This is a genomic window from Duganella sp. Leaf61, assembly GCF_001421905.1.
Lineage (GTDB): Bacteria > Pseudomonadota > Gammaproteobacteria > Burkholderiales > Burkholderiaceae_D > Rugamonas > Rugamonas zoogloeoides.
In genome coordinates this window covers 232,181-258,449 of record NZ_LMLM01000023.1, presented here as the reverse complement: position 1 = coordinate 258,449, position 26,269 = coordinate 232,181, and the positions used below count along the sequence as shown (strand labels likewise).

Here is a 26,269-nt window from a genome sequence, read left to right as displayed (position 1 = left end):
AATTCCTGTTACTCCTGGTTTTCTCCCTCGCAGCCCTCGCACAAGGACGACATGAAACCACTTGGGATCAAGGCGAAAGTTGCACTGGCAACCAGCATCACCTCGATCCTGATGATCGCCCTGGTGACCGTGGTTCAGATGCAACGAGTCAAGCACGATTTCGCCCGGGTGCTGTTTACCCAGCAAACTGCACTGGTGGCCCGCACTGCCGAGGAACTCGACGACAAGCTGACCGCGCTGCTCGAGATCGTTGCCTTTTCCGCCCGCAAGCAGCCGCTCGAGCTCGGCACCTCGGCCGAACGCCTGCGCGCCTACTACCAGGACCGCGCCATCCTGTCGCTGTTCGACGAGCTCGTGGTGTATGGCGCCGACGGCAAGGCCGTGGCCGACTTGCCGGTGGTGCCGGGCCGGGTGGGCATGGACGTGTCCGACCGCGCCTACTTCAAGCAGGTGATGTACACGCGCAAGCCGATGATCACCGAGCCGGTGCTGGGCAAATACCAGCGCGAACCGATCGTGCAGGTGATCGCGCCCGTGCTCGACGCGCGCGGCGAGGTGGTGTGCATCCTGTCCGGCGTGCTGCGGCTGTACAAGAACAACTTCCTCGGCCACCTGCGCCACGCCACCGTGGGCGCCAGCGGCTATTATTTTGCCCTCACGCGCGGTCCCAAGCCGGTGTACGTGCTGCACCCGGACCCCAACCGCCTGCTGCAGCCGCGCGGCGGCCAGCTCAACGGCGCCACCACGCTGGCGCTGGCCGACGGCTTCGAGGGCACGGTGGACAGCGTCGATACCGAGGGCCGCGAAGTGCTCAACAGCTACAAGACGCTGAAGTCGGTGGACTGGGTGCTGGGCACGTCGCTGCCCGCCGCCGAAGCCTACGAGGCGTTCGACGGCGTACTCGCGCGCCTGCTGCTGTGGGGCGGTCTGGCCTCGCTGCTGACGGCGCTGCTGGTGGGCGGCCTGGCCGCGCGCCTGCTGGCGCCGCTGGTCAAGCTGCGCAACGCCATCGGCGCGCTGCGCGGCTCCACCACCGAATTCGCGCCGCTGCCGGTCCATGCCGACGACGAGGTGGGCCAGCTGACCACCGCGTTCAACCACCTGATGCGCGAGCGGCAAGCCGCCGATACCCGCCTGCAAAGCGTGCTCGAGTACGCGCCCAACGCCATCCTGGTGGTGGGCATGGATGGCCGCATCGAAACCGCCAACCGCGAGTGCGAACGCTGCTTCGGCTACCCGCGCGACCAGTTGCTGGGCCGCGCGATCGAGATGCTGGTGCCGGCGCCCCTGCGCGACCGCCACACCAGCCACCGCGAACATTTTTTTGCCGAGCGCCTCAGCGCCGAGCCGGTGCGCATGGGGCGCGGCGCCGTGCTGCACGGCCTGCGCCAGGACGGCACCGAGTTCCCGATCGAGATCAACCTGAGTGCGGTGCGCACCGACCAGGGCACCAAGGTACTGGCGGTGATCGCGGACGTGACCGAGGCGCACCGCTTGCGGGTGGAAGCGGCTGCGCGCACCGAGGAACTCGAGCGCGAGCGCGACCGCGCCGAAGCCGCCAACCGGGCCAAGAGCGAATTCGTCGCCAACATGAGCCACGAGATCCGCACCCCGATGAACGCGGTGCTGGGCATGGTCTATTTGCTCGGCAACACCCAGCTGACGCCGCAGCAGCGCAAGTACCTGAACATGGTGCGGGTGTCGGGCCAGTCGCTGCTGGGCATCCTCAACGACGTGCTCGACTACTCCAAGATCGAGGCGCGCCACATGGCGCTGTCACCGGTCGAGTTCAACCTCGACGACACCATGAATTCGCTGGCCACCACCATGACCATGAATGCCGGCGACAAGGAAATCGAACTGGCCATCGCCGTCGATCCTGCCGTGCCCAAGCTGCTGCGCGGCGACGCCCTGCGGCTGCAGCAAATCCTGGTCAACCTGGCCGGCAACGCCATCAAGTTCACCGCTGCCGGCGAGGTGGTGGTGTCGATCGGCCTGGCCGAATGGTCGTCCGCATCGCAGGCGCGGCTGCACTTCGAAGTGCGCGACACCGGCATGGGCATGACCGAACAGCAGCTGGGCCAGCTGTTCCACGCGTTTTCGCAGGGCGACCAGAGCATCACCCGGCGCTTCGGCGGCACCGGCCTGGGCCTGGCGATCACGCGCCGCCTGATCGAGCTGATGGGCGGAGAAATCACGGTCAGCAGCAGCGAGGGCCACGGCTCGCGCTTCTGGTTCGAGTTGCCGTTCGAAGTGCTGCCCGAGAAGGGAGAGGAGCGGCGCCGCCCTGCGATTGGCGAGCTGCGCATGCTGGTGGCCGACGACAGCGACACCAGCCGCACCCTGATCGCCCAGATGATCCGCGCCTGGGGTTGGCAGGCGGACGAAGTGGCTTCCGGCACCGAGGCGCTGGCCCTGTTCCGCGCCAGCCTGGATGCACAGCAGCCGTACGACGTGGTGCTGGCCGACTGGCACATGCCCGGCATGGATGGACTGGCCACAGCCAAGGGCATCCGCGCTGCCGCGCCCGAGGGCGGCCAGCCGGTGGTCGTGATGGTCAACGCCTTTGCCCGCGACCGCCTGGAGGAAATTTCCGCCGCGCCCGAGGTGGACGTGGTACTCGTGAAACCCATCACCAGCTCCAACCTGTTCGACGCCCTGCACGAGGCGCTGGTGACCAACGGCGAAACCGGGCTGCAAATGGCGTCCGGCCAGGGCATCGAAGGGACACTGACCGGTTGCCGCCTGCTGCTGGTCGAAGACAACGTGGCCAACCAGGCGGTGGCTTGCGGCATGCTCGAACTGGCCGGCGCAACGGTGGACGTGGTGGACAACGGCCAGCAGGCGGTGGACCGCATGAGCACGCGCCAGGGAGAATATGACGCGGTACTGATGGACATGCAGATGCCGGTCATGGACGGCTTCACCGCCACCCGCATCCTGCGCCAGGAACTCAAGCTTACCTTGCCCATCGTGGCGATGACGGCCGGCGTCCTCGAAGCGGAGCGCGAGCGCAGCGTGACGGTAGGCGTAACCGCCTTCATCCCGAAGCCGATCGAGGTCGAGGAAATGCTGGCGGTGCTGCTGCGTCACCTGCCTAAAAAAACGGCAGCCGCGCCGGTGCCTGCGCCTGCTGCGCTGCCGCCACCGGCGCGGCCTCACGCCGCCGTCAGGCTGGTGGCAGCTCCAGTGCCGGCACCGGCGACGGGAACGGTGCCCGGTGCCGGCAGCGAAGCCGACATCTTCAACGTGGACAAGCTGATGCGCGTGATGGGCAAGGACGCCAAGGGCAGGGCGGTGATGCTCAAGATGGTGCGCGGCGCCATCGAAGGCGGCATGGCGCCGGCCGACGAAGCCGGCACCGCCATTGCCGAGGGGCGCTTGCGCGATGCCGCCCGCCAGTTCCACGGCCTGCGCGGCGCGGTGGGGGTGCTCGGTGCACGGCGCCTGATCCAGGCCACCATGGATGCCGAAGACGCGATCGTCAAGGAAGACGGCGCGGCGATCGCTGCCGGCTACCAGGCGGTGCGCACCGAACTGCAGGCCACGCTGCACCAGGCGGGGGCCTGGCTCGCCCTTCAGCCGGATTGACAGAAAGAAAACTCATCTGCATTTGCAGAAATACCACACGTAAACGATATTGATAACAATTCGCATTTACGAAATGCGACGCCATCGTTACAATCTCACGGATTAATCGAATAACAACCGGCATTCGAGCCGTCCTAACTATCCGAACGAGAGATACCGTAATGATCAAGAGCCGCAAGCACGCGCAGTCCCGTTTCAACCAACACATGAGCGCCGCCCTGGCCGCGATGCTGCTGCCGGTGGCAGCGCACGCCGTTGCCGCCGCCGATGAGCAGGCGCAGGCCCCGCAAACCCTGTCCGAAGTCAAGGTACAAGGCGCCGCCGAAGACACCTTCAAGGCCGACCGCGCCGTCTCGGCCAAGTACACCGAAAAGCTGGTCGATACCGCCCAGACCATCACCGTGATCAAGAAGGAACTGATCGAGCAGCAGGGCGCAGTCTCGCTGACCGAAGCGCTGCGCAACACCCCGGGCGTGGGCGCTTTCTTCCTCGGTGAAAACGGCAACACCAACACCGGCGACGCCATCTTCATGCGCGGCTTCGACACCTCGGGCAGCATCTACGTGGACGGCGTGCGCGACGTCGGTTCGATCACCCGCGACATCTTCAACATCGAGCAGATCGACGTGCTCAAGGGCCCGGCCGGCACCGACAACGGCCGCAGCGCGCCAACCGGTTCGATCAACCTGGTCAGCAAGCGCCCGCAACTGGAAGACGCCTACCTCGGTTCCGTCACCGCCGGCAGCGGCAAGCAAAAACGCGTCACCGCCGACGTCAACCAGATGATCAACGCCGACAGCGGCAGCGCCTTCCGCTTGAACGCGCTGGTGCAGGACAGCGGCAACGCGGCCCGCGACGTGGTCGAGAACAAGCGCTGGGCCGTGGCGCCGTCGCTGGCGTTCGGTCTGAACGGTCCTACTCGCCTCTACCTGAACTACCTGCACGTCAAGCAGGACAATATTCCCGATGGCGGCGTACTGACCATCGGCCTGCCGGGCTACACGGCGCCGGTGACGGCAGCCATGACAGCCGAGCAGCGCGCTGCCCTGAACGCCGCCCTCAATTCGGCGCCACGTGTCGATCCGAAGAATTTCTACGGTTCGGAGAAGGACCACGACAACGTCACCGCCGACCAGTTCACGGCCCGCGTGGAACACGACTTCGCCAACGGCGTGAAATTGCAGAACACCACCCGCTACGGCAAGAACAAGCAGGACTACCTGCTGACCGCGTTCATGGCCACCTCCGCCAATCTGATCGTCACCGGCACGCCCGACACCTGGACCATGGCCCGCACCACCCTGACCTACAAGGACCAGACCAACAAGGTGCTGACCAACCAGACCAACGTCACCGCCGAGTTCGGCACCGGCGCAGTCAAGCACACGCTGGTGGCCGGCCTGGAATTCATCACCGAGAAACAAACCAACTACACGCTTGCGACCACTCCCGGCACCACCATCACCCGCACCAGCATCTACAACCCGAATCCGTCCACGCCGCAAACCTTCACCTATGCCCGCACCGGCGCGCAAGCGGTGGGCAGCACCGACACCCAGGCCGTGTACCTGTTCGACACCGCCAAGTTCGGCGACTGGATCATCAACGGCGGCCTGCGCCTGGACCACTTCAGCACCACCTACGATTCGGTGGCCATCCAAGGCACGGCCACGCCGCAAACCATCCCGGTCGGCACCCGCATCGCCACCAACCTTAAGGTCGGTGACACGCTGGTCAACGGCAAGCTGTCGGCACTGTACAAGCTGACGCCGGAGAGCAGTGTCTATGCGCTGGCGGCCAGCTCGAAGGCGCCGCCGGGCGGCACCAACTTCTCGCTCAGCGCCAACGCCAACAGCGCCGCCAACCCCAACTACGATCCACAGGAAACCACCAACTACGAGTTCGGCGGCAAATGGGATCTGCTCAAGCAAAAACTGTCGCTGTCGGCAGCGGTGTACCGCACCACGGTGAAAAACGAAGTGGAGCAGGATGCCACCAGCGGCACCTACTTCCAGACCGGCGAGAAGCGCAACCAGGGCGTGGAACTGGGCGTGACCGGTGAAATCACGCGTGGCTGGCTGGTGAGCGCAGGCTACACCCGCATGTCGGCCAAGGTCACCAACGGCCGCGCAGTGGCGGCCGACGGCGAAGTCTACCTGGCCTACACGCCGAAGCAGTCGTTCACGTCGTGGACCTCGTACACCCTGCCGTTCGGCCTGACTGTCGGTGGCGGCGTGCGCTTCAACGACCAGCTGCGTCGCGGCACCGACGGCGCCGTGGGCACTCCGTCCCATATCGATTCGTACTGGGTGGCCGATGCCATGGCCAGCTACCCGCTCAACAAGCACATCGACCTGCGCCTGAACGTGTACAACCTGACCGACAAAGAATATGTTGCGGCGATCAACAAGTCCGGTTACCGCTACACCCCGGGCCAACCGCGCTCGGGCAGCCTGACCGCCAACATCAAGTTCTAAGCAGCACGCTGCCTGGCAGCACCTGAGCCCCGCCGGTACCGGCGGGGCTTTTTCGTTTTTGCACAACGTTGTTTTACGGTCCTGCCAGCGGATTTTGATGCAATAAAGAGTAGATAAATAAAGAACGTTCATTACAATGCTTGCACGGGCGGCTGGCATGCGATTGCAACGGCATCTGTGCAGAGCCTCCCCACTTCAGGGAGGCAACCATGGCATACCACCATTCGGCTTTGCGGCCGCATTCATCGATTTCCCCCATCTCATCGAACCGGCTGCGCACCGTCCTGCGCATGATTCCGCTGGTCTGCGCGGCCTGGTGCGGCAACGCGCTGGCGGTGGACGTGATCTACCAGGGGTCGCCTGGCAGCAGCGGCCTGGCCGGCGCCACGCCGGGCGCGCCCGGTACCGCTGGCGGCGCCGCGCCGTCCGCCCCGTACCTGCTGTTTGGCGCCGATCCGGTCAATACCCTGCTGGTCAATGGCGGCGCCGGCGGCGCGGGCGGTAATGGCGCCAATGGCAATACCGGTCAGACCGGGGGCGCGGCCGGCGCTGGCGGCGCCGGTGCCGACACCTCGGCCGAGCTATCGGTGGCGGCGCCGGCAACCGGCGCCAGCCTGGCGGTCACCGCCAACGGCGGCCTGGGCGGCAACGCCGGCCAGCCGGGCAGCGGCGCCCAGACCGGGGCGGGCGCGGCAGGCGGTGTCGGCAGTACAGCGTTCGCCAACGGCGTGCTCACCAGTTCTGGCAGCGGCGCCGTGCAAGGCGTGGCGCAGGCCACCGGCGGCCAGGGCGGCCGCTCCACGGGCGTACTCAACGGCGCTGCCGGCGGCGCGGCGCTCAGCAACCTCACGACGGTCGCACTGGGCAGCGGCGCGGCCAGCGTGCGGTCGATTGCCACCGGCGGCCAGGGCGCCGCCGCCAATGTCGACGGCACGAACGGCGGTGCGGGCGGCAATGCCTCGGCCAACGCAGGCGTCGGCAATCCCAACGCCACGCTGTCCTCCTACAACCAGGAAGTGCGCGCCACCGGCGGCGCCGGCGGCCACGCCAACCTCGATTTTGACAACGCCCCCTTTGCCTACGGCGGCAACGGTGGCGATGCCGCCGCCAACACCAGCAGCGCCTTCAACAGCAGTACCGGCACGCTGACACTGGTGCAGAGCGCCACCGGCGGCGCCGGCGGCGATACCGTGTTTGCATATGCTGGACGCGGCGGTAACGCCACGTCCACCATTACCAGCGGCCTGGGCGGCGCACTCAACGCCAGCGTTGACAGCACCGCCACCGGGGGCATCGGTGGCAACGCTGCCGGCAACCCGTTCAACGACCCGATATCGGGCGCACCGGGCGCGGGCGGCAATGCCACCAGCACCGTCTCGCTCGCAGGCAACGCACCGGCCGCCGGCAGCTGGAACGCGGTGATTGCCGCCACCAGCACCGCGCTGGCAGGCTTGCCCGGCATCGGCGCCTTCTCGGGCGGCGGTGGCACGGCCGACGCCACCGTGACGGTGGCCGGCTACGGTCGCGTGACCGGCACCGCGCTGGCCACCGGCGCGTACGGCGGCAACGAGGGTGGCGCCGGCATTGCGCGCGCCACGGTCGATTCCAGCTACAGCGCGGTGGCCAACGCCATCGCCAATGGCGGCGGCGCCTTCTTCAACCCGGGCGCGGCGGCCACCGCGCGCGCCGATGCCCGTTCGGCCTGGCATGCGAGCGCCGACGCGGTCGCCATGTCCGGCAGCGGCCGCTTTGGCAACACCGAAGCCGGATCTGCCATCGCCCAGGCCTCGGTCACGCGCGCGCTTGGCATGCCGGCGCCGCCTTTGCCGCCAGCGTCGCTGCTGGCGCCAGAAGCGCGCGCCCACGCGGTGGCCAGTTTCCGCAGCGGCGAAGTGCTGGCGCGCAGCAGCTACAGCGACGCCAGCCTCGGCGCCGCGGTGGTGGCCACCGCTGGCACGGGCCAGCCGGCCGATTTTTACCAGCCCGAGGCATACAGCGCGGCCAATGTCGGCGGCGCAGCCTACGGCGCGTGGACGCCCGATCCCGCCGTCGGCATGGTCTCTTCGTACGCCAGCGCGCTGCCCGATCCGGCTTCGCTGTCCACCTTGCTGGCGGCCTCGCCCAACATCGCGGCAGCATTCGCCGACGCCCAGTTCTTGGGCGCCGGCACCATGGGCGCGATGTTCTTCCCGTTCAGCGCCACGGCGCAGTTCAGCGTGCCGGTTACCGCCGGCCGCCACCTGCTGCTGGGATTGGGACTGCCGTTCGTCTCGGAATTCAATACCGCCAACTTCGAATTCTCGGTCAGCAATGGCGCCACCGAACTGTACGCGGGCAGCTTCAACAATCCGGACCAGGCCGCGCTGTTCTTCTCCGATAACGTGCTCGACCTGGGCGTGTTCAACACCAGCACGCTCGACCTGCTGGTGCGCTTCTCGTTCAACGGCGGCATCTACGGCTTCAGCTACGTGCTGGGCGCCGGCGACGCCCTGACACCGGTGACGGAGCCGGGCGCCTGGCTGATGCTGGTGCTGGGCCTGGCGCTACTGGCCTGGCGCGGCGACGGATGGCGCCGAATGCCCGCGCGCGTTTGATCTGGCGCAGACATCGGGGAGCGGGGCGGCGGGAAGATCAAACGCGAGCACGACGACATGCGCATGCTGGGGCTTTTCCGGCATCACCGCATGGTGTCGCTGACTACGGCCGCCGCGTTTCGCCGGGCGCTGCCTGATCGCCAAAAGCTGAGCCGTCAGAAAGCGGCCGCAGGCTTGCTACCGTGGCTTGCGCAGCACGGACCAACCCAATCCGAGTATGAAAATACCCGCAACGAACAATGCTCCCCAATATGCATAGAAAAAGCCTGGGTCAATATGTCGGTAGACCATGTGCACGGTTTGATCTTTACCGCGCAGCTCCAATGCCCCGTCAAAAAAAACGCGGACCAGGTAGATCAGGAAGGACGTGCCAGCGACTACGCCTATCCAACCTAGTGATTTCAGCAACAGCATACGAACTTCCTCTAAAGCAACCACTACACATAAAGAGTGTCACACCATCAGGGTCTGCGGCTCTCGTCGATTTTCTTTTCAACAGTGCAACATGCCCCGCAGCACCAGGGTTTGTCCATAGATGCTGCCGCTGGGGGACTGAACAAAGACAGCACCAACAGCATCCAGGGCAGGCAGGCACGCCATCCATCAGCGGGCAAAACATTACCGTTTAAATTGAGTTTTTTCATTCGTATCTTATCTACGATAGCGCTGGCCACGCATAGAATTGAGAATTATTCTTATTTAAGAAAAATATTATCATACGGATATATTTTTCTAGCAATATTTGTTTCAAGATTGTTTGAATTTTTTCGACGCCTATCCTGCAACACCATCGGTGAAATCGCTTGCCACCAATCCCGGCCCCATGACATGATCAATGTCAGACTTTTGCTTCCGGGTTCTCCGGAATGGGACTGCAATGGCTTGTGTGGTTGGCTTGTCCGCGAAATACCTGGCGGCGCGCCCCGGCGCCGCGCCACACAACGCCCTCGATCACCCCTTGCATGCCGCTAGCTGTCACAGCGGTCATTTCCCGTCTTTTCCCCTTGCATGTCCCGGCCATTTCCCTGGCAGGCATGCGCACATCCGTTTCAGGAGCGACTATGTTTGCAAACATGAAGGTGGCGGTACGGCTGGCGATCGGTTTCGGCGCGGTGGTGGTATTACTGCTGGCGCTGTCGGCGGTCAGCCTGAACAGCATGGCGGCCTTGAATCACGACGTCAGCCTGCTGATGGACGACCGCTATCCGAAGGTCATGCTGGCCAATGAAGCAGCCACCCTCACCATCGACAACGGCCGCCAGGTACGCAGCATGATGCTGGCCACCAGCAACGAGGAACGCGAACGCTACAAGGCGACTGCCGAGGCCAACCGCGTCAAGGTGGCCGAAGCGCTGGCCCGGCTGGACAAGCTGGTGGCCAGCGACAAGGGGCGCGAACTGTTCCGCGAGATCACCAGCAAGAGCAATGCGCTCAATCCCGCCTATGTGGAACTGTATGCCTTGATCAAGGACGATCCGAAGGCCGCGCTCGAGTACATGAAGGACCAGTTCCTTGTCGCCAACAGCAGCTACCTGGCGGCGCTGGAAAACCTGGTCAAGCACCAGACCTCGCTGATGGAACAGGACCGCCAGCACGCGGCCGAGAACTATGACAGCACGCGCAACACGGTGATCGCACTGGTGGTGGGCGCGGTGGTGATCGCGATCGGGCTGGCGTGGGCCATCACTGCCAGCCTGGTGCGTGGACTCGGCGGCGAGCCTGCCTATGCGGCCCAGGTGCTGCGGCGCATTTCCGAAGGCGACCTGTCCAGCGACGTGGTCACCCGGCCCGGCGACAAGGGCAGCCTGCTGTTGACAGTCAAGGAGATGGTGGCCAAGCTCAAGCAGGTAATCGACGGCCAGCGCACGGTAGTGGAAGCGGCCAATCGCGGCAACTTCGATTCCCGCGTGGACCTCAATGGCTTGCAGGGCTTCCAGCGCGACATGGGCGACGGCCTCAATCAACTGGCGGCCACCACCGGCGCCAGCATTGCCGACGTAGTGCGGGTGATGGGGGCGATGTCCGACGGCGACCTCACGCAAACCATCGACAAGCCGTACGAAGGCGCGTTCGGCGAACTGAAAAAATACGCCAACACCACCGTGGCCAAGCTGGGGCAGGTGGTCGCCGAAGTGAATGCCAATGCCGAAGGGCTGGCTGCCGCCTCCGAGCAAGTGAGCGCCACCGCCAACTCGCTGGCGCAGGCCGCCAGCGAACAGGCAGCGGGCGTGGAAGAAACCTCGGCCTCGGTCGAGCAGATGACCGCGTCGGTAGCGCAAAACACCGACAACGCCAAGGTGACCGACGCCATGGCCAGCCGCGCGGCGGTGGAGGCGACCGAAGGCGGCGAAGCCGTGCGCTCGACGGTGACGGCCATGAAGCAGATCGCCGCCAAGGTGCTGATCATCGACGACATCGCCTATCAAACCAATTTGCTGGCGCTGAACGCCGCCATCGAAGCGGCCCGCGCGGGCGAGCACGGCAAGGGCTTCGCAGTGGTGGCGGCCGAGGTGCGCAAGCTGGCCGAACGCAGCCAGGTGGCAGCCCAGGAAATCGGCGAAGTCGCCACCAGCAGCGTCAGCCTGGCCGAGCATGCCGGCCAGATGCTGGGCGCGATGGTACCCAATATCCGCAAGACGTCCGACCTGGTACAGGAAATCACGTCGGCATCGGAAGAGCAATCGGCAGGCCTGGCGCAAATCAATTCCGCCATCGCCCAGTTGAGCCAGACCACCCAGCAAAACGCCGCCGGCTCCGAACAACTGGCCTCCACCGCCGAGCAGATGAGCAGCCAGGCCGAAGAGTTACAGCAGGCGATGAGTTTCTTCCGGGTGGCGGGCAGCCTGAAAAGCACCGCCGCCTCATCCAGCAGCCACGGCGCCAGCCGGCAGCAGCCCCGCCCGTCATCCGCCCCACGCCACGCCGCAGCGCCACGGCAGCAGGAATTTGCGTCCACCGGGCCGGATGAAACCAAGTTCGTGCGGTACTAGTTTGGTCGCAATATGCCCGGTGGTTACAGCCCGGTAGCGTAGACGTAGTCACAATTCCTATTTATAATTGCGAGTGATTCTCATTTAGATTACTCAACGTTCAGGAGTTGTGATGTTTCACCGCGCAGACAGACCATTTTCATTCACCCCAGTCCTGCGCCCCGTGCGCCTGGCGGCCCGCCTTGCGCTGCTGTGCGCGAGTGCGGCCATCACGTTCCCGCTGGCTTACGCTGCGGACGCACCAGCGCCGGCAGATGCAGCCGCCGGTGCGGAGGCCGACCGCGACACTTTGCTGCCCAGCGTGACCGTCACCGGCACCAGCGACCGTGTCACCACCGAGAACTCGGGTTCGTTCGGCAGCCGCAAGACGTCGATCGTCAAGGGCCTGGAATCGGTGCGTGAAATTCCGCAGCCGGTCACCGTGCTCACGCGCCAGTTCATCGAAGATCGCGCGCTGCTCAACCTGACCGACCTGATGCTGGCCACGCCCGGCATCGCGGTTGACTACACCGACAGCGAGCGCATCACGTACCACTCGCGCGGCTACCAGATCGACGCCATGCAAGTGGACGGTTTGACCATTACCCAGGGCGGCTCGGCCTTCGCCCAGCCCGATGCGGCCGTGCTCGACCGCGTGGAAGTGCTGCGCGGCGCCTCCGGCATGTTGCGCGGTTCGGGCAATCCGTCCGCCACCGTCAACATGGTGCGCAAGCGTCCCACGCGCGACTTCCAGGCGTCTGCCACTGGCGTGCTCGGTTCGTGGGACCGGCGCCGCGCCGAAGGCGATATTTCGGGCGCCCTGAACCAGGACGGCACCGTGCGCGCGCGCCTGGTGGCCGTCAAGGAAAAAAAGGACAGCTTCCAGAAGGCGATGAAGGAAGACCGGCAAGTGCTGTACGGCGTGGTGGAAGCGGACCTGTCGCCGGACACTGTGCTCACCGCCAGCCTGCAGCGCACCGAACTCGATGCCACCGGCTCGTGGGGCGGCATGCCGGCCAAGCTCGATGGCTCGTCGATGAACCTGCCACGCGACACGTTCCTGGGCGCCGCCTGGAACCGCTGGAACCGCGCCAACGAACAGGCGTTCGTGGAGCTCGAGCAGCGTTTCGACAATGGCTGGACCGCCAAGGCCAGCGCCGGCTACCTGCACCTGAAGATGGACCCGAACGGCTTCAAGCAGTCGTACATCGCCCGCCCCACCGGCAGCAAGGACGATTACCTGTTCGGCGTGACCACGTCGCAGTACACGGGCGACGACAGCCAGCAGGATAACTACTCGCTCAGCGCCAACGGCCCGTTCACCCTGCTGGGCCGCCAGCACAAGCTGGTGGTGGGCGCGGAAGCCCTGCGCACGCGTACCGTCGCGACGGCCGGCCTGGGCAACCAGTTCCCGCTCAATAACGTCGATATCCGCAACTGGGACCCGTACACCACGTACCCGGAAAACCACCTGGTCACGGTCAATACCCTGAAGCCGACTTTCGTCCAGCAGCAGGGCGTGTATGCAACCACCAGCCTGTCGCTGATGGACTCGCTCACGGCGCTGGCCGGTGTGCGCCTGAGCTGGTACGAGTACCGCGCCCCGGCCGCCCCCACCACCAGCTACAAGGTGGAGCGCCAGACCACGCCGTTTGCCGGCCTGGTGTACGACATCACCAAGAAGCTCAACGCCTACGTCAGCTACACCGAAATCTTCACGCCGCAAAACGTCAAGGACGTCAACAACAACATGCTCAAGCCGATCACCGGCGAGGACTACGAAGCGGGCCTGAAAGGCGAGTTCTTCGGCGGCAAGCTCAATGCGTCGGCCGGCCTGTTCCGCATCAACAACGTGGGCCGCGCGGTGGAAGACTCGACGGGACCGGCTACCTGTGCGCCGTCGAATCCGACCGGCCGTTGCCGCATTGCCAGCGGCAAGACCGAGAGCGAAGGCTGGGAAGCGGAGCTGTCGGGCGAGCTGGCGCCGGGCTGGAACATCCAGGGCGGTTACACCAACACCCGCACCAGGTACGTGGTCGATACCGCCGCCAACACCAACCAGCCGCTGCGCGCCATCGATCCGCGCCACCAGCTGCGCTTCTTCAGCAACTACCGCCTGAGCGGCCTGCTCAAGGGCTGGACCGTGGGTGGTGGCGCCAACATCCAGAGCGACGCCACCGTCACCGGCAGCGGCTTGACCGCGCGCCAGGGCGGCTACTCGGTATTGAACGCCATGGCCGGCTACCGCTTCAACGACCGTTACTCGGTGCAGGTCAACGTCAACAATCTGACCGATAAAACCTACTACAAGCGCTTTGCGCCGACCGGCCTGGCCTACTACTACGGCGATCCGCGCAACGTGGTGGTGACGCTGCGCGCGGCGCTTTGATTTAATTATTTATATCGTTTATACGAAATAAATAGTTTATATCGTATAAACGGTTTATATAAATAATTTTAGACTGTTTTTTACCGTCGACTTTTACCCCCAATTCAGGTAGTGAGTTGGCGGATCGCGGCGGTGAATTTGTCGAGTTCTGCGGTGGTGGTGAACAGGGCCGGCGTCACGCGCAGGCAGGCGCCACCTGCCGCGCCTTTGCGCGGGACCGTGAAGATGCCGTACTGGTCGGCCAGGATTTTTTGCAGGGCTACGTTGTCATCAAAACTGGTCTTGCCGGCCAGGCGCAGCGACGTGACGGCGCCGCTCATGTCGTCGGGGGCCAGGATGTGCACCTTGCTGCTGCCGCGCAGTTGCGCCACCCAGTGGTTGCGCAGGTGCAGCAGGCGGGCGCCCTTGTTGCGCGTGCCCATGGCGTCGTGCTGGCGCAGCGCGGCGGGGATGGTCATCAGCGCAGCGACATTGACAGTGCCGGCCAGCACGCGCGCACGGATGTCGGTCTCCGGGTGGTCGGCATTGCCCAGGTGGATGCCGATCGCGCTCAGCCGCTCCTTGCGGATGTGGATAAAACCCAGGCCCAGCGGCGCGCCGATCCACTTGTGCAGGTTGCCGCCGACGAAGTCCGCCTGCAGGTCCGGCAACTGGTAGTCGAGCTGGCCCCACGACTGCGCCACGTCCACGATCACATCGACGCCGCGCGCCTTGGCCATCTTCACCAGCTCGGCAATCGGATACACCAGTCCGGTGCGGTGGCTGATGTGCGTGAGCAGCAACAGGCGCGTGCGCGGATGCGCCTTGAGCGCCTGCTCGTAAGCATCCAGCACGCCTTGGTGCGTGGCCGGCTCGGGCGTGGTGACCACCGCCACCGTGGCACCGCGCCGCGCGGCCAGGTCCTGCATGGAGTACTGCATCGAATCGTAGTCGAGGTTGCCGTACATGATGGTGTCGCCGGCCTTGAGCAACTGGTAGTTGCTGATCAGGTTTTGCAGCGATTCGGTGGCGCCGCGCGTGAGCGCCACCTCGTCGGTGGGCACGCCCAGGTGCTGCGCCAGCGTGGCGCGGATCGCCTCGATGCCCTGGCGGTCGAATTCGCGCCGCAGGAAGTACGAGTTGTCGCGGTTGAGGCGGTCGATATGGCGCTTGAAATCGTCCGATACCGCGCGCGTCATGATGCCGTAGTAGGCGTTTTCCAGGTTGATGAACTCGCCGCTGACGTCGTAGTGCGACTTGATGTCACGCCAGTACGCTTCGTCGTGCACGACCTGTGCGGCCGGGCCGGCCGGCGCCCGTAATGGCTGATCCTGCGCCTGCAGCGCTGGCGTGGCGCCAACGGTACCAGCGGTGCTGGCGGCAACGAGGGAACCCTGCAGAAAGGTGCGGCGGCTGATGGTCATAACGGTCCTGTGCGGTGATTGGCGATCGGAACATTGTAGGCAAACGCCAGCGCCGTGCTTGTAGCGCGACTTCGCAAACTATAAACTGGGCTTATACCCTGACCTGATCACTCCCATGCTGCTCCGTGAAATCGAGATCTTCCGCGCCGTGATGACGGCCGGCTCCGCCAGCAAGGCGGCGCGCCTGCTCAACCTGACGCAACCGGCCGTGAGCCTGTCGCTGCGCAAGCTGGAAACTCATGCGGGCCTGGCGCTGTTCGAGCGCGTGCGCGGCAAGCTGGTACCCACTCAGGAGGCACAAGCGCTGCTGGCCGAGGTGCACCGCTGCTTCGTCGGGCTCGATGCCATCGAGCACCGGCTGCGCAGCCTGCGCCAGTTCGGCGTCAACCGCATCCGCATCGCCAGCCTGCCGGGCATGGGCGTGGGTTTCCTGCCGCGCGTGCTGAGCGAATTGAAGCTTGGCGAGCGCAAGGTAACGGTGTCATTGCAGATCATGTCGTCGCGCGACGTGCGCGCGCGCCTGCTGGCGGGCGAGGCCGATATTGGCCTGATGGCTGACGAAGTGAGCGCAGATGGTCTGGAACACTCGGTGTTCGCACGCTACAACGGCGTGGTGGCGCTGCCGTTGACACACCCGCTGGCGCGCAAGAAGGTGATACGCCCGAGCGACCTGGCGCGCTACCCGTTTTTGGCGCTCAATCCCGAGGACGGCGCCAGCGTGCGGCTCGACGCCATCTTCCGCGCCCACGGCGTGGTGCCCGAGACCGTTGTCGAGACACCGTATACGATCAGCTTATGCGAGCTGGTACGCCACAACGTGGGCATCGCCATCGTCAACCCGGTCACCGCGCTCGATTACGCGGGCCGCGACATCGTGCTGCGGCGCTTTTCGGAAACCCTCGCTTACGGCTGCCAGCTGGCCATGCCGGCAGGACGGCCGCTGACACCGTTCGCCCAGCAACTGCTGGCTACCCTGCGCACGCGGCTGGCGGCGGACCTGGCCGGGCTGGACGCATGGCTGGAAAGAAATCACTGAGGTGATCAATTTGAATAAATGATGAGGCGTGACCTGGAACCAGGTCGGCTACTTCGCGTCACGCGACGACAAGCTCAATACCTTCCAGCTGATCCTGGTCGATCGCAACGCCACCGGCGCCGGCAACTTCGACATTTATTTCAACTACGACCAGGTGCAGTGGGAAACCGGTGAAGCGGACCTGGGCGTTGACGGCCTCGGCGGCATTTCGGCCTCGGTGGGCTTTGCTAACGGCAGCGGCGCGGCCGGCACCTACAATCAGCTGGCCAGCTCGCTGGTCAACGGCGCGCTGCTCGATGGCGGCATCCACTCGCTTGCCGCCGGCACCAACAACGGCGTCACCGGCCAATACCTGTTCCAGGTGCGCAATGGCGTGATCACCGCCGTGCCGGAACCGGAAACCTACGCCATGCTGGTTGCCGGCCTGGGCCTGGTGGGGCGCCATGAGCCGCCGTCGCCAGCGCAGCAAGGCCGCCGTTTGATGCGCTAGCACCACCTCGCGTACACTTCCTGGCAACGCCGCGCCGCCCGGTGCGGCTTGCCACGGGAGTCCACAGTGCCATTACCAATCACCAGCGTCGCTGCCGACGACACCGCGTTCTGGGACGCGGTCCGCGCGCAGTACGCCCCATCACCCGACTTCATCAACCTGGAAAACGGCTACTTCGGCATGCCCGCCAACCCGGTGCGCGCCGCCTTGCGCCGCTACCAGGACGAAGTCGATGCCGAAAGCAGCTATTTCCTGCGCCAGCGCTGGCCCGACCGCCTGGCACAGGTGCGCCAGGCGCTGGCCGCATTCACCGGCGTCGATGCCGATGAACTGCTGATCACGCGCAGCGCCGTGGAGTCGCTCAACATCGTGTTGCAGGGCTATCCGTTCGCACCCGGCGATGCCATCGTGTACGCCCACCACGACTACGACAGCGCGCTCGACATCGTCGCCACCCTGGCTGCACGGCGCGGCGTGGTGCCGGCGCCGGTGGACGTCCCGCTCGATGCTGTCAGCGACGCCGCCATCGTGGCCGCATACGAATCCGCCATCACGCCGCATACGCGGGTGGTGCTGCTCACCCACATCGTGCACCGCACGGGCCAGATCATGCCGGTGGCGGCGCTGGCGGCCATGGCGCGCGCACGCGGCATCGACGTCATCATCGACGCTGCCCATTCGTTGGCGCAGCTCGACTACCGGGTGCCGCAACTGGGCGCGCAGTTCGTCGTCGCCAACCTGCACAAGTGGGTGGGCGCGCCGCTGGGTACGGGGCTGCTGTACATCGCGCGCGAACGCATTGCCGACATCGCGCCGTTTTACGCCGACACCACCCATGCCGCCGGCGATATCGACAAGCTGGGGCACGTGGGCGCGGTGCCGCCGGCGCCGGTCATGGCGATCGAGGATGCGCTGGCGTTCCACGCGCAGATCGGCACAGCCAACAAGGAAGCGCGCCTGCGCTGGCTGGCGCGGCGCTGGATGGACGCGGTGCGCCACGTGCCCGGCGTGCGCCTGTACACGCCCGCCGATCCGGCGCGCCACTGCGCGCTGGGCGCCTTCGGCATCGACGGCATGGCGGCGGCTGACGTGGCGCGGCGGCTGATGGACGAGCATCGCATCTTCACCGTGGTGCGCCAGCTGGGCGAGGTGTCACTGGTGCGGGTAACGCCGCACGTCTATACCCGCGCACAGGATGTCGATGCGCTGGCGGCGGCAATTATCGGGCTGGCGGCGTCAGCGCGGTGACGCCAGCGAGCAGCATGGCGCGGAAGTCTGCCACCAGCGGCCGCAAATTGATGCGGTGCCAGGCCACCCATAGCGGCGTGCGGTAGCTGAACCACGGCAGTTCGCGCAGCACCACGCCGGGCGGCGCCTGGTGCCGCAAACCCTGCTGCACCATGGCGATGCCCAGACCCGCGCCGACCAGTCCCAGTGCCGTCATCGGCTCGGTCGCTTCCATGCGCACGTGCGGCGTAAAGCCGGCCCGCGCGCACTCGGCGATGAAGTTGTCGTGCTGGAGCGCGGTCTCCTTGTGCCGCACCAGGATCCAGTCCTGCGCCGCCAGGTCGGCCGGCGCCAGCGCGGGCAACGCGGCCAGCGGGTGCGAGTCGGGCAGCGCCAGCAGCATCGGCTCGCTGCGCACCAGCGCGCAATCGAGATCGGCGTCATCGGGCGCCGGCGGTTCGCATAACAGGGCAATATCGAGGCTGCGCTGGCGCAGTCCCTCGACCTGCTCGGCCGAATGCAGGTTGTAGAGCGCCACGTGCACTTGCGGGCGCTCCGCACGCAGCGTGCGCAGGCCATCGGGCAGCACGCCGGCGTGCATGGCGTTGTCGATGTAGCCAATGCACAGCCCGCCCTCGTCACCGCGGCCCAGGCGGCGCGCCATGGCTTCCAGGCGCGTGGCATGGACCAGGAAGGCGCGGGTTTCGGTGAGGAAGGTGCGGCCGTCGCGGGTGAGGCGGATGCGCTGCAAGCTGCGCTCGAACAGGGTCAATCCCAGCTTTTCCTCGAGCTGGGCGATCTGCCGGCTCAGCGGCGACTGCGAGATGTGCAGGCGCTCGGCGGCACGCCCCACGTGTTCTTCCTCGGCCACGGCGACGAAGTATTGCAACTGGCGAATATCGAGCATGTCAGACCCATCAGGACTTAAGGTGAGCAAATTATGTCTTGGACGGTCTGTTAAAGTCAATTTACACTGGTCTCATTCACTCATCCACCAGGAGCACACCATGAGCATTCGTGAACAACTGCAAGGCAAACTCGGCTTCGGCACCGCCCCGCTGGGCAATATGTACCGCGACATTGCCCCGGCCGAGGCGATCGCCACGGTCGATGCGGCCTGGGACCAGGGCATCCGCTTTTTTGACACCGCACCGCTGTACGGCGCCGGCCTGGCCGAGATCCGCCTCGGCGAAGCGCTGGCCCGCCGGCCGCGCGACGAATACGTCCTGAGCACCAAGACCGGCCGCGTCATCCTCGACGAACTGGAAGACCCGCTGGCGCGCGACATGGGAGAGAAGGGCGGCCTGTTCGAGTTCGGCCTGAAAAACAAGATCGTCAACGACTACAGCGCCGACGCCACGCTGCGCTCGATCGACGCAAGCCTGCAGCGCCTCAAGACCGACCGCCTCGACATTGTCTGGGTGCACGACGTGGCCCAGGATTTCTTTGGCGACGAATGGCTGGCGCAATACGAGATCGCCCGCACCGGCGCCTTCCGCGTGCTGGACCGCCTGCGCGACGAAGGCGTGATCAAGGGCTGGGGGCTGGGCGTGAACCGCGTCGAGCCGCTGGAATTGACGCTCGACCTGGACGAACCGAAGCCGGACGCCTTCCTGCTGGCCGGCCGCTACACGCTGCTCGACCACGAGCGCGCGCTGCAACGCCTGATGCCGGCCGCCGCCGCGCAACACGTGGACATCGTGGTTGGCGGTCCGTACAGCTCGGGCATCCTGGCCGGCGGCACGCATTTCGAATACGCCAAGGCGCCGCCTGCCATCGTCGAGAAAGTGGCACGCCTGACCGCACTGGCCACCCGCCACGGCATCAGCATCAAGGCCGCCGCCTTGCAGTTCGCGCTGGCGCATCCGGCAGTGGCCAGCGTGATCCCGGGCGCCAGCCGCCCCGAGCGCCTGCTGGAAGACCAGGCCGCACTGCGCCAGGTGGTGCCGGCAGCGTTCTGGCAGGAGTTGCGCGAGCAGGGGCTGGTATCGGCGCTGGCGCCGTTGCCGGGCGCATGAAGATCGACGGCAACCGGAGAGAAACCGCTAGTTTTCGGTCATAAAGTGCCATAATTCCTCTGCTTTTCAGTCATTCGAACGAGGCAGGGGGAAACAATGGCACAGTTTTCAGACACCGACACTGCAGAAGTCCTGTTCACCGACGGTAATGCGGCGCTGCAGCGGACCCTGGCCCGTCAAGTGGATGCGGGTACGCTCAGGCGCATCTACGCCGGGGTGTACACGACTAACCTGGACAGCCCGCTCGAGGCCATCGTAGTTCGCAACTGGGCGGCGCTCATCAGCCACCTGCTGCCAGCAGCTGTGTTGGCATATCGCTCCGCAATCGAACACCGGCCCGTAGCAGGGGTTATTCACGTACGCCGCGCCAGCACGCGGCGCACGCTGCACCTGCCCGGCCTCGTGGTCGAGGTATACCCGGGCGCGGACCAGCCACCTTTGCTGGAACACTCCAACGCCGACTTGTTACACAGGCAAATCTACCTTCCTGGCGAAGCACGAGGTTTTCTTGAAAACATGGGTACCGCGCGCGGTGCGGTGAACCGGGTACTCCCGCAAGCCGACATCGAAGCCCGGCTCGATAAAATTCTGACCGTGCGGGGCGACTTCAAACTCAATGCGCTGCGCGACCATGCACGCAGCGTCGCCGCATTACTGGGGATGGCCGCAGAGGGCAAGCGTCTCGACAGCTTGATCGGCGCGCTGCTTGGCACGCACGCGGAAAAAAAATTGCACAGCAAGCTGGCGCTGGCGCGCGCAGCCGGCAAGCCTTACGATCCGGACCGGCTCGACCTGTTCGATATGCTGCAGCGCGCGCTGGCTGCCGAGATATTTGCGCACCCGGCCGATCCTGCCAGCAAGGGGACGGCGCTGGAAAATTTTGCTTTCTTCGAAGCATATTTTTCGAATTTTATCGAAGGCACCACGTTCGAGGTGGCCGAGGCCAAGCAGATCGTGTTCGAGGGTGCGATCATTGCCAACCGCTCGCAGGATTCGCATGCCATTCTCGGCACTTTCCAGGCCGCGAACGCAGCGCCATGGCGCAACCAGCCGGCGGCAACTGCGCAAGACTTTCTCGGCTGGCTCAAATGCGTCAACGCCCTCGTCATGCAGACGCGTCCCGACCAACTACCGGGTCAATGGAAAGAACAGCGCAACATGGCAGGCAACACACTATTCGTCTTGCCCGAACTGGTGCCAGGAACCCTGGTCGAAGGCTACGAGCGTATTCGTGCATTGACTGACCCGGTGGCACGCGCACTGATGACGATGTTCGTCGTGTCGGAAGTCCACCCGTTCAAGGACGGCAACGGACGCACGGCCCGGCTGGCGATGAATTGCATACTCAGCGCGGCTGGCATTTGCCGGATCATCGTACCCACCGTGTATCGCGAAGACTATCTGTTACCCATCAAGCGACTGTCGAACGACCGCGATGCCAGCCCGTATGTGCGCAGCATGACGCGTGCCCATGACTGGACATCGCGCTTCGAGTACGAGCAGCCGCTGCACGACGTCCAGATGCAACTTGCGGGGTGTAATGCGTTTCAGGAAGATTTGCGCAATTATCGGCTGATCTTCCCCGACACGACATCCAGGTGAGCGGCAGTGAGGTCCCTTTGCACCGTGCGAAAGCCGATGTGCGCTGCGGCCAGGTCGCGTTCCTGCGACTCGCGCGCCGAGGCTCGGTAGCGTACGCAGTAGTCTGGGGCGCACAGGAATGAGCCGCCCTTGATCACCATCGTGGCGTTGGCGGCATTGGTGGCGTTAGGCGCTTTGGGCGCATTGCCGGCACCGGCGATGCGGCTGGCTGCGACGGCGGTATCGCCATTGGCGTGCGGCTGGCGCGGACCGGTGTAGGGGTCCTGCGTCCATTCCCAGACGTTGCCGATCATGTCGTACAGGCCGAAGCCGTTGGGCGCGTAGCAGCCTACGGGGGCGACGCCCGCATGGCCGTCAGCGGCGACATCGAGTTGCGGAAACGCGCCTTGCCAGTAGTTGGCGGCGGGCTTGCCTTCGGTGTCCGTCGGCGCGGTGTCGAGTTGATTGTCGCTGCGGCCGGCCTTGCCGGCATATTCCCATTCCGCCTCGGTGGGCAGATTGCGGCCCAGCCAGCGCGCGTAGGCCAGGGCGTCGGCTTGCGTGACCAGGGTCACTGGCAGGTGGCCGCCTGGTACTTTGACCGGGGCTGATGCTGATGCCGATGCCGATGCCAATGCTGGCGATGGCGCGGCAGCTTGCGCCGTGCGCCACTGCGCGCCTTTTTCCAGCGTCCACCAGGCATACGGCCGTTGCTGCAGTTCTTCCGCTGTCGGCACATGGAACACCACGCCGGCGCCTTGCCGCTCCGCTTCCGTCACATAACCGGTCGCTGCCACGAACGCGGCAAACTGCGCTTGCGTCACTTCCGTGCGGTCGATCCAGAAGCCCGCAACGCGGGTGGCGCCCGGCTGCGCGGGACGCTCGTCCGGATAGCCGCGTTCGCTGCCGAAAATGAAGCTGCCGCCTTTCACCTGCACCATGCCCGCGTGAGGATCGGCGCCCCAGCCGGCGGGCAGGCCGCTGTAGGCGGCGCACAATGGATCGCTGCCCAGCTTGGCCGCCGGTGCTCCGGCAATCGCGTTGCCGTTGCCGTTGCCTTTGCCGCCGGTGCTGCGGCCGGTATCGCTGCTGCTGCCGGTGCCGTTATCGCTGCTGGTACCGGTGCTGGCGCTGGTATGCCAGACCAGTGCCAGCAGGGCGGTTCCCAAGGCCAGCGCTGGCAACGCCATGCGCCAGGCCCTGCTGCGTGACGCCACGCCCATCAGTAATAGCCCTGCGGCTTCAGTGGCTCCACGCCGCCCACGCGCTGCATGAATTGCTGCCACTCTCCGACCATGGTGTTGGTCAGCGCCTGGTTTTGCGCGGCGACGTCGGTGGTCTCGCCGCGGTCGCGGGTGAGGTCGTACAGTTGCCAGCGGCCGTCGAGCGGACCTGTCGGCGGTTCGTTCCACAGCGCCTTCCACTTGCCGTCGGCGCTGATCAGGTAGGCGCGGCCGTATGATTCATGTCCGAGCGGTTCGGTGCGTACGCTGGCGGTGCTGCCTTGCAGCAGCGGCAATAGCGACTTGCCGGTGACGGGATAGACGTTGCGGCCGTTGTACACCACCTTGCCCCGGTTGCGATCGACGCCGCCGGCATCGACGGCGGCCGGTGCCGCTTGCGTGGGCGGCGTTACGCCGGCCAGCGCCAGGAACGTCGCGGTGTTGTCGGTAATGTGGGTGAGGGCGCTCAGGTTGGGCAGACGCGCGGTCTGGCCCGGCAGGCGCACGATCAGCGGCGTGGCAACGCTGCCTTCGCCGGCATAGCCCTTGGTCAGGCGGAACGGCGTGGCGCTCACTTCGGCCCAGCGCAAGCCGTATTGCAGGCGCTTGGCTGCCTGGGCGCCGTTGTCGGTGCCCAGCGTGGCGTACACCGGTTCGGTGGCGTTGGCTTCGTCGGTCAGCCTGGGGTCGGCGCCGCTGTCGATCGGCCAGCCTTCGGCGCCGTTATCGGACTGGAACATGATGTAGGTGTTGTCGTATTCGCCGATGTCCTTCAAATGCTGGATCAGCAGGCCGATGTTGTGGTCGAGGTTATCGACCATGCCGGCGTAGATTTCCATGTAGCGCGCTTGCGCCTTCTTTTCCAGCTCGGTCAAGCTGGCCCACTTCTTGTTGACCTTGCCCGGACCGTAATCGGCATAGCCCTGCGCCATGCCGTTGTTGGCGTTGATGTACTTGGCACTGGCCGTATTGAAGCCGGCGGTGGCAGGGCTGCGCGACGTGGTTTCCGGCGCACCCGCGTACGGCGTGAAATCGGCCGGGATGATGCCGAGCTGCTTCTGACGGGCGATGCGCGCATCGCGCACGGCCTCGTAGCCGGCGTCGTACTTGCCCTTGTACTTCGACAGCCACGGCTCCGACACTTGCAGCGGCCAGTGCGGCGACGTGTAGGCAGCATACGCAAAGAACGGCTTGCCGTCGGCCTTGTTGCTGTCGATGTAAGAGATCAGGCGTTTGGTATAAAAATCGGTCGAATAAAACGGTTCGCCGCCGGCGCTGCCGGGCTGGCCCGGTTGGCCCGGCTGCACGAACTTGCCGTCTTCCGTGTAGTTGGTGGAGCCTTCGCGTTCGTGGGCGTAATGGTTGGCGGCGGCGCCTGCCAGCAGCGCGTAGCTGCGCTCGAAACCCCACTGGTCCGGCGTCTTGCCGGCAGTGGTGACGGCGCCGCCGGCAATCGCGGAACCGAGGTGCCACTTGCCGGCCATGTACGTGTGATAGCCGTTATCGCGCAGCAGCTGGGCAAACGACAGCGAGCTGTCGTTGAGGAAGCCTTCGTAGCCGGGCAAGCCACGCCGTTCATCGTTGGGCGCGCCCATGTGGCCTTCGCCCACCAGGTGGTGGTCGGTGCCCGACACCAGCATGGCGCGCGTGATGGCGCAGACGGTGCCGGTGTGGTGGTTGGTCAGCAACCGTCCCTGTTTGACCAGCGCGTCGAGGTTGGGCGTCTCGATCTCGCCACCGAAGGCGCCGAGGTCGGAATAGCCGAGGTCGTCGGCCATGATGTACAGGATGTTCGGCTTTTTCTTGATCGCCGGCGGCGCTTCGGACAGCGGCGCCTTGGCGGACTCGCTGCAGCCGGCAAGCACCAGGGCGCTGGTGACGGACAGGCCGATCAGGCTTCGTTGGAGGACGCGCAGCAGGCGTGGAGCGGGCATGGTATTCCTTGCGGATGAAAAGTGTGCAAAGAATAAATGTTATCGAGGTGATCAGAAACGAAGCATTTCGACTTAGCTCATGCGGTTTTTACATGCCCTGCCTGCTGCGCGGTTGCCGGCTAGTCTTTCAAGTCGGCCGGCACCTTGCCGCCATTTTCCGCCAGCTTGTTCATGACCTGGCGGTGCAGCCAGATGTTCATCTTGGCCGAGTCGCCGGTGTCGCCGCTGTAGTGCAGTTCCTGCGCCAGGTCCTTGCGCGATTGCAGGCTGCTGTCGAGGTCAAGCAATTTCAGCAGATCGACAATCGACGTGCGCCAGTTGAGCGGCTGGCCGGCTTGCTGCGCCTTGGTGTTGAGGATGGACTCCACGTCCACTTCGGACAGGTGCACGGCCGCTGGCGCTGCGGTGGTCTCTGCGGCAGGCACGGAAGGTGACGCCGGGGCGGTTGGCACAGCGGCAGGGTTGGCCGGCGCCGGTACAGTGGTGCCTTGCGGCGCCTGGGCGATGGCCGGGTGCGAGGCCGGGAAGATTTTGTGGAAGATGTTGCTCAGTATGCCCATGTCGGGATCTCCTGTGGGTGGGTGTAAGGGATCAGCATACCGGTTGGGGGCGGGGGGTCTGTGCGGGAGCTAACAGCGTACGTCCACCTTGGCGATCTGATCGGCGATGTCGAGCAGACGCCGCGCCTGGGCGCAGACGTAAGCGGAAATTTGACGCACCAGATCGACCTCCGCACCGATGTACACGCCAAGCGCGGCCTGCATCGGCGCGAGCTTGGCGGTTGCACGAGCCATGCGGATGATTTCACGCGCCAATTGCTTCGGCGGCGTCCTGGCATCTCGCCGGCATATGCGCTCGTTCAATTCCTCGTCGGTAATCATGCGTCGCACCGGCTCCAGATGCTCTGCGGCGATGAAAGGCAGGGCCGGGGCCACATAAAACGCGTTGGCGCCGTCCTGCCACGCCCGGTGATAGCGGAAGCTGTAATGGTTGCGTTGCGCGTCGAAGCCGAGTTGGCCCACCTGCTGGCCCTGAGAGGCAAGGTGCAGGGTATGGCTCATGGTTGACGCTCCGCCGGGCGGTCGTCGTCATCGTACAGCCATGACTGGCGGGCACTAATTGCGATTTCCCTGGTCGTGACCAGCATGGTGAGACCGAGTCCGGCCAACACCAGCAGCAGGCGATCAGCACCGATGGCGCCGCCGTTTTCCAGGCGCGACATCACGCTCGGCGAGACGCCGCATGCATGAGCAGCGTCGTCGATGCGCAGTTCGAGTGCCAGCCGCCGGTTGCGAACCAGTAACCCCAAGTCTTCAAGTTGACTCACCTGGGCACTC

The 26,269-nt window shown here is 65.3% G+C and carries 18 protein-coding genes; 11 read left to right on the top strand and 7 right to left on the bottom strand.

Going from position 1 to position 26,269, the window contains the following annotated elements; genetic code table 11:
* Positions 1-51 precede the first annotated feature (51 nt).
* The 6 genes from ASF04_RS14175 to ASF04_RS14150 all read left to right on the top strand — a co-directional run bounded on the left by ASF04_RS14175 (position 52) and on the right by ASF04_RS14150 (position 14,020).
* Positions 52-3,591: a response regulator gene (locus ASF04_RS14175; protein ID WP_056142762.1), complete on the top strand. Its 3,540-nt coding sequence runs from the start codon at positions 52-54 to the stop codon at positions 3,589-3,591.
* Positions 3,592-3,752: 161 nt separating this feature from the next.
* Positions 3,753-6,068 carry a catecholate siderophore receptor Fiu gene (locus ASF04_RS14170; protein ID WP_056142760.1) on the top strand — a complete coding sequence of 772 codons (2,316 nt, stop codon included), beginning with the start codon at positions 3,753-3,755 and terminating at the stop codon, positions 6,066-6,068.
* Positions 6,069-6,277: 209 nt separating this feature from the next.
* Entirely contained in the window at positions 6,278-8,662 is a 2,385-nt protein-coding gene (locus tag ASF04_RS14165; RefSeq protein ID WP_056142756.1) for a hypothetical protein, read from the top strand.
* 63 nt (positions 8,663-8,725) lie between these two features.
* Positions 8,726-9,058, top strand: coding sequence for a hypothetical protein (locus tag ASF04_RS27535; RefSeq protein WP_156368648.1), 333 nt, complete (start codon positions 8,726-8,728; stop codon positions 9,056-9,058).
* Positions 9,059-9,723: 665 nt separating this feature from the next.
* On the top strand, positions 9,724-11,652 hold the full coding sequence (locus tag ASF04_RS14155) for a methyl-accepting chemotaxis protein (protein ID WP_056142752.1): 1,929 nt from the start codon (positions 9,724-9,726) through the stop codon (positions 11,650-11,652).
* A 112-nt stretch (positions 11,653-11,764) separates the two neighbouring features.
* Positions 11,765-14,020 (top strand): TonB-dependent siderophore receptor, encoded by a 2,256-nt coding sequence (locus tag ASF04_RS14150; RefSeq protein ID WP_056142746.1) that lies wholly within the window; start codon positions 11,765-11,767, stop codon positions 14,018-14,020.
* A 104-nt stretch (positions 14,021-14,124) separates the two neighbouring features.
* Here ASF04_RS14150 and ASF04_RS14145 read toward each other — a convergent pair whose 3' ends face one another.
* Positions 14,125-15,423 carry an aminotransferase class V-fold PLP-dependent enzyme gene (locus ASF04_RS14145; RefSeq protein ID WP_056142743.1) on the bottom strand — a complete coding sequence of 433 codons (1,299 nt, stop codon included), beginning with the start codon at positions 15,421-15,423 and terminating at the stop codon, positions 14,125-14,127.
* 115 nt (positions 15,424-15,538) lie between these two features.
* Between ASF04_RS14145 and ASF04_RS14140 the strand changes: the two genes are divergently transcribed.
* The 3 genes from ASF04_RS14140 to ASF04_RS14130 all read left to right on the top strand — a co-directional run bounded on the left by ASF04_RS14140 (position 15,539) and on the right by ASF04_RS14130 (position 18,197).
* Complete coding sequence (locus tag ASF04_RS14140) at positions 15,539-16,459, top strand: LysR substrate-binding domain-containing protein (RefSeq protein WP_056142737.1); 921 nt, start codon at positions 15,539-15,541, stop codon at positions 16,457-16,459.
* Between the two features lie 28 nt (positions 16,460-16,487).
* Positions 16,488-16,949, top strand: coding sequence for a nidogen-like domain-containing protein (locus ASF04_RS14135; RefSeq protein WP_056142735.1), 462 nt, complete (start codon positions 16,488-16,490; stop codon positions 16,947-16,949).
* 66 nt (positions 16,950-17,015) lie between these two features.
* A complete protein-coding gene (locus tag ASF04_RS14130; protein WP_056142730.1) occupies positions 17,016-18,197 on the top strand; it encodes an aminotransferase class V-fold PLP-dependent enzyme in 1,182 nt (393 codons plus the stop codon).
* On the opposite strand, the gene ASF04_RS14125 is transcribed toward ASF04_RS14130, so the two are convergent.
* Complete coding sequence (locus ASF04_RS14125; RefSeq protein ID WP_056142729.1) at positions 18,169-19,083, bottom strand: LysR substrate-binding domain-containing protein; 915 nt, start codon at positions 19,081-19,083, stop codon at positions 18,169-18,171. The two genes, ASF04_RS14130 and ASF04_RS14125, sit on opposite strands and share 29 nt — an antisense overlap.
* Positions 19,084-19,183: 100 nt before the next feature.
* Here ASF04_RS14125 and ASF04_RS14120 point away from each other — a divergent pair, with 100 nt between their 5' ends.
* Positions 19,184-20,194 carry an aldo/keto reductase gene (locus tag ASF04_RS14120; RefSeq protein WP_056142726.1) on the top strand — a complete coding sequence of 337 codons (1,011 nt, stop codon included), beginning with the start codon at positions 19,184-19,186 and terminating at the stop codon, positions 20,192-20,194.
* Positions 20,195-20,290: 96 nt separating this feature from the next.
* A complete protein-coding gene (locus tag ASF04_RS14115; RefSeq protein ID WP_056142723.1) occupies positions 20,291-21,796 on the top strand; it encodes a Fic family protein in 1,506 nt (501 codons plus the stop codon).
* On the opposite strand, the gene ASF04_RS14110 is transcribed toward ASF04_RS14115, so the two are convergent.
* The 5 genes from ASF04_RS14110 to ASF04_RS14090 all read right to left on the bottom strand — a co-directional run bounded on the left by ASF04_RS14110 (position 21,760) and on the right by ASF04_RS14090 (position 26,259).
* Complete coding sequence (locus ASF04_RS14110) at positions 21,760-22,965, bottom strand: SUMF1/EgtB/PvdO family nonheme iron enzyme (protein WP_082488786.1); 1,206 nt, start codon at positions 22,963-22,965, stop codon at positions 21,760-21,762. The genes ASF04_RS14115 and ASF04_RS14110 overlap by 37 nt on opposite strands.
* Positions 22,966-22,997: 32 nt before the next feature.
* Positions 22,998-24,932: an arylsulfatase gene (locus tag ASF04_RS14105; protein ID WP_056142719.1), complete on the bottom strand. Its 1,935-nt coding sequence runs from the start codon at positions 24,930-24,932 to the stop codon at positions 22,998-23,000.
* A gap of 119 nt (positions 24,933-25,051) precedes the next feature.
* On the bottom strand, positions 25,052-25,492 hold the full coding sequence (locus tag ASF04_RS14100; protein WP_056142717.1) for a DUF3597 domain-containing protein: 441 nt from the start codon (positions 25,490-25,492) through the stop codon (positions 25,052-25,054).
* Positions 25,493-25,561: 69 nt separating this feature from the next.
* Positions 25,562-25,993 (bottom strand): HipA N-terminal domain-containing protein, encoded by a 432-nt coding sequence (locus tag ASF04_RS14095; RefSeq protein WP_056142714.1) that lies wholly within the window; start codon positions 25,991-25,993, stop codon positions 25,562-25,564.
* Complete coding sequence (locus ASF04_RS14090; protein ID WP_229205056.1) at positions 25,990-26,259, bottom strand: helix-turn-helix transcriptional regulator; 270 nt, start codon at positions 26,257-26,259, stop codon at positions 25,990-25,992. The genes ASF04_RS14095 and ASF04_RS14090 overlap by 4 nt, the downstream gene beginning before the upstream one ends.
* Between the last annotated feature and the right edge of the window lie 10 nt (positions 26,260-26,269).

Excerpts from the sequence above, each read along its gene's own strand:
- ASF04_RS14175 (WP_056142762.1), top strand. The coding sequence starts at position 52 with ATGAAACCACTTGGGATCAAGGCGAAAGTTGCACTGGCAACCAGCATC.
- ASF04_RS14170 (WP_056142760.1), top strand. The coding sequence starts at position 3,753 with ATGATCAAGAGCCGCAAGCACGCGCAGTCCCGTTTCAACCAACACATG.
- ASF04_RS14165 (WP_056142756.1), top strand. The coding sequence starts at position 6,278 with ATGGCATACCACCATTCGGCTTTGCGGCCGCATTCATCGATTTCCCCC.
- ASF04_RS27535 (WP_156368648.1), top strand. The coding sequence starts at position 8,726 with ATGCTGGGGCTTTTCCGGCATCACCGCATGGTGTCGCTGACTACGGCC.
- ASF04_RS14155 (WP_056142752.1), top strand. The coding sequence starts at position 9,724 with ATGTTTGCAAACATGAAGGTGGCGGTACGGCTGGCGATCGGTTTCGGC.
- ASF04_RS14150 (WP_056142746.1), top strand. The coding sequence starts at position 11,765 with ATGTTTCACCGCGCAGACAGACCATTTTCATTCACCCCAGTCCTGCGC.
- ASF04_RS14145 (WP_056142743.1), bottom strand. The coding sequence starts at position 15,423 with ATGACCATCAGCCGCCGCACCTTTCTGCAGGGTTCCCTCGTTGCCGCC.
- ASF04_RS14140 (WP_056142737.1), top strand. The coding sequence starts at position 15,539 with ATGCTGCTCCGTGAAATCGAGATCTTCCGCGCCGTGATGACGGCCGGC.
- ASF04_RS14125 (WP_056142729.1), bottom strand. The coding sequence starts at position 19,083 with ATGCTCGATATTCGCCAGTTGCAATACTTCGTCGCCGTGGCCGAGGAA.
- ASF04_RS14120 (WP_056142726.1), top strand. The coding sequence starts at position 19,184 with ATGAGCATTCGTGAACAACTGCAAGGCAAACTCGGCTTCGGCACCGCC.
- ASF04_RS14115 (WP_056142723.1), top strand. The coding sequence starts at position 20,291 with ATGGCACAGTTTTCAGACACCGACACTGCAGAAGTCCTGTTCACCGAC.
- ASF04_RS14110 (WP_082488786.1), bottom strand. The coding sequence starts at position 22,965 with ATGGCGTTGCCAGCGCTGGCCTTGGGAACCGCCCTGCTGGCACTGGTC.
- ASF04_RS14105 (WP_056142719.1), bottom strand. The coding sequence starts at position 24,932 with ATGCCCGCTCCACGCCTGCTGCGCGTCCTCCAACGAAGCCTGATCGGC.
- ASF04_RS14100 (WP_056142717.1), bottom strand. The coding sequence starts at position 25,492 with ATGGGCATACTGAGCAACATCTTCCACAAAATCTTCCCGGCCTCGCAC.
- ASF04_RS14095 (WP_056142714.1), bottom strand. The coding sequence starts at position 25,993 with ATGAGCCATACCCTGCACCTTGCCTCTCAGGGCCAGCAGGTGGGCCAA.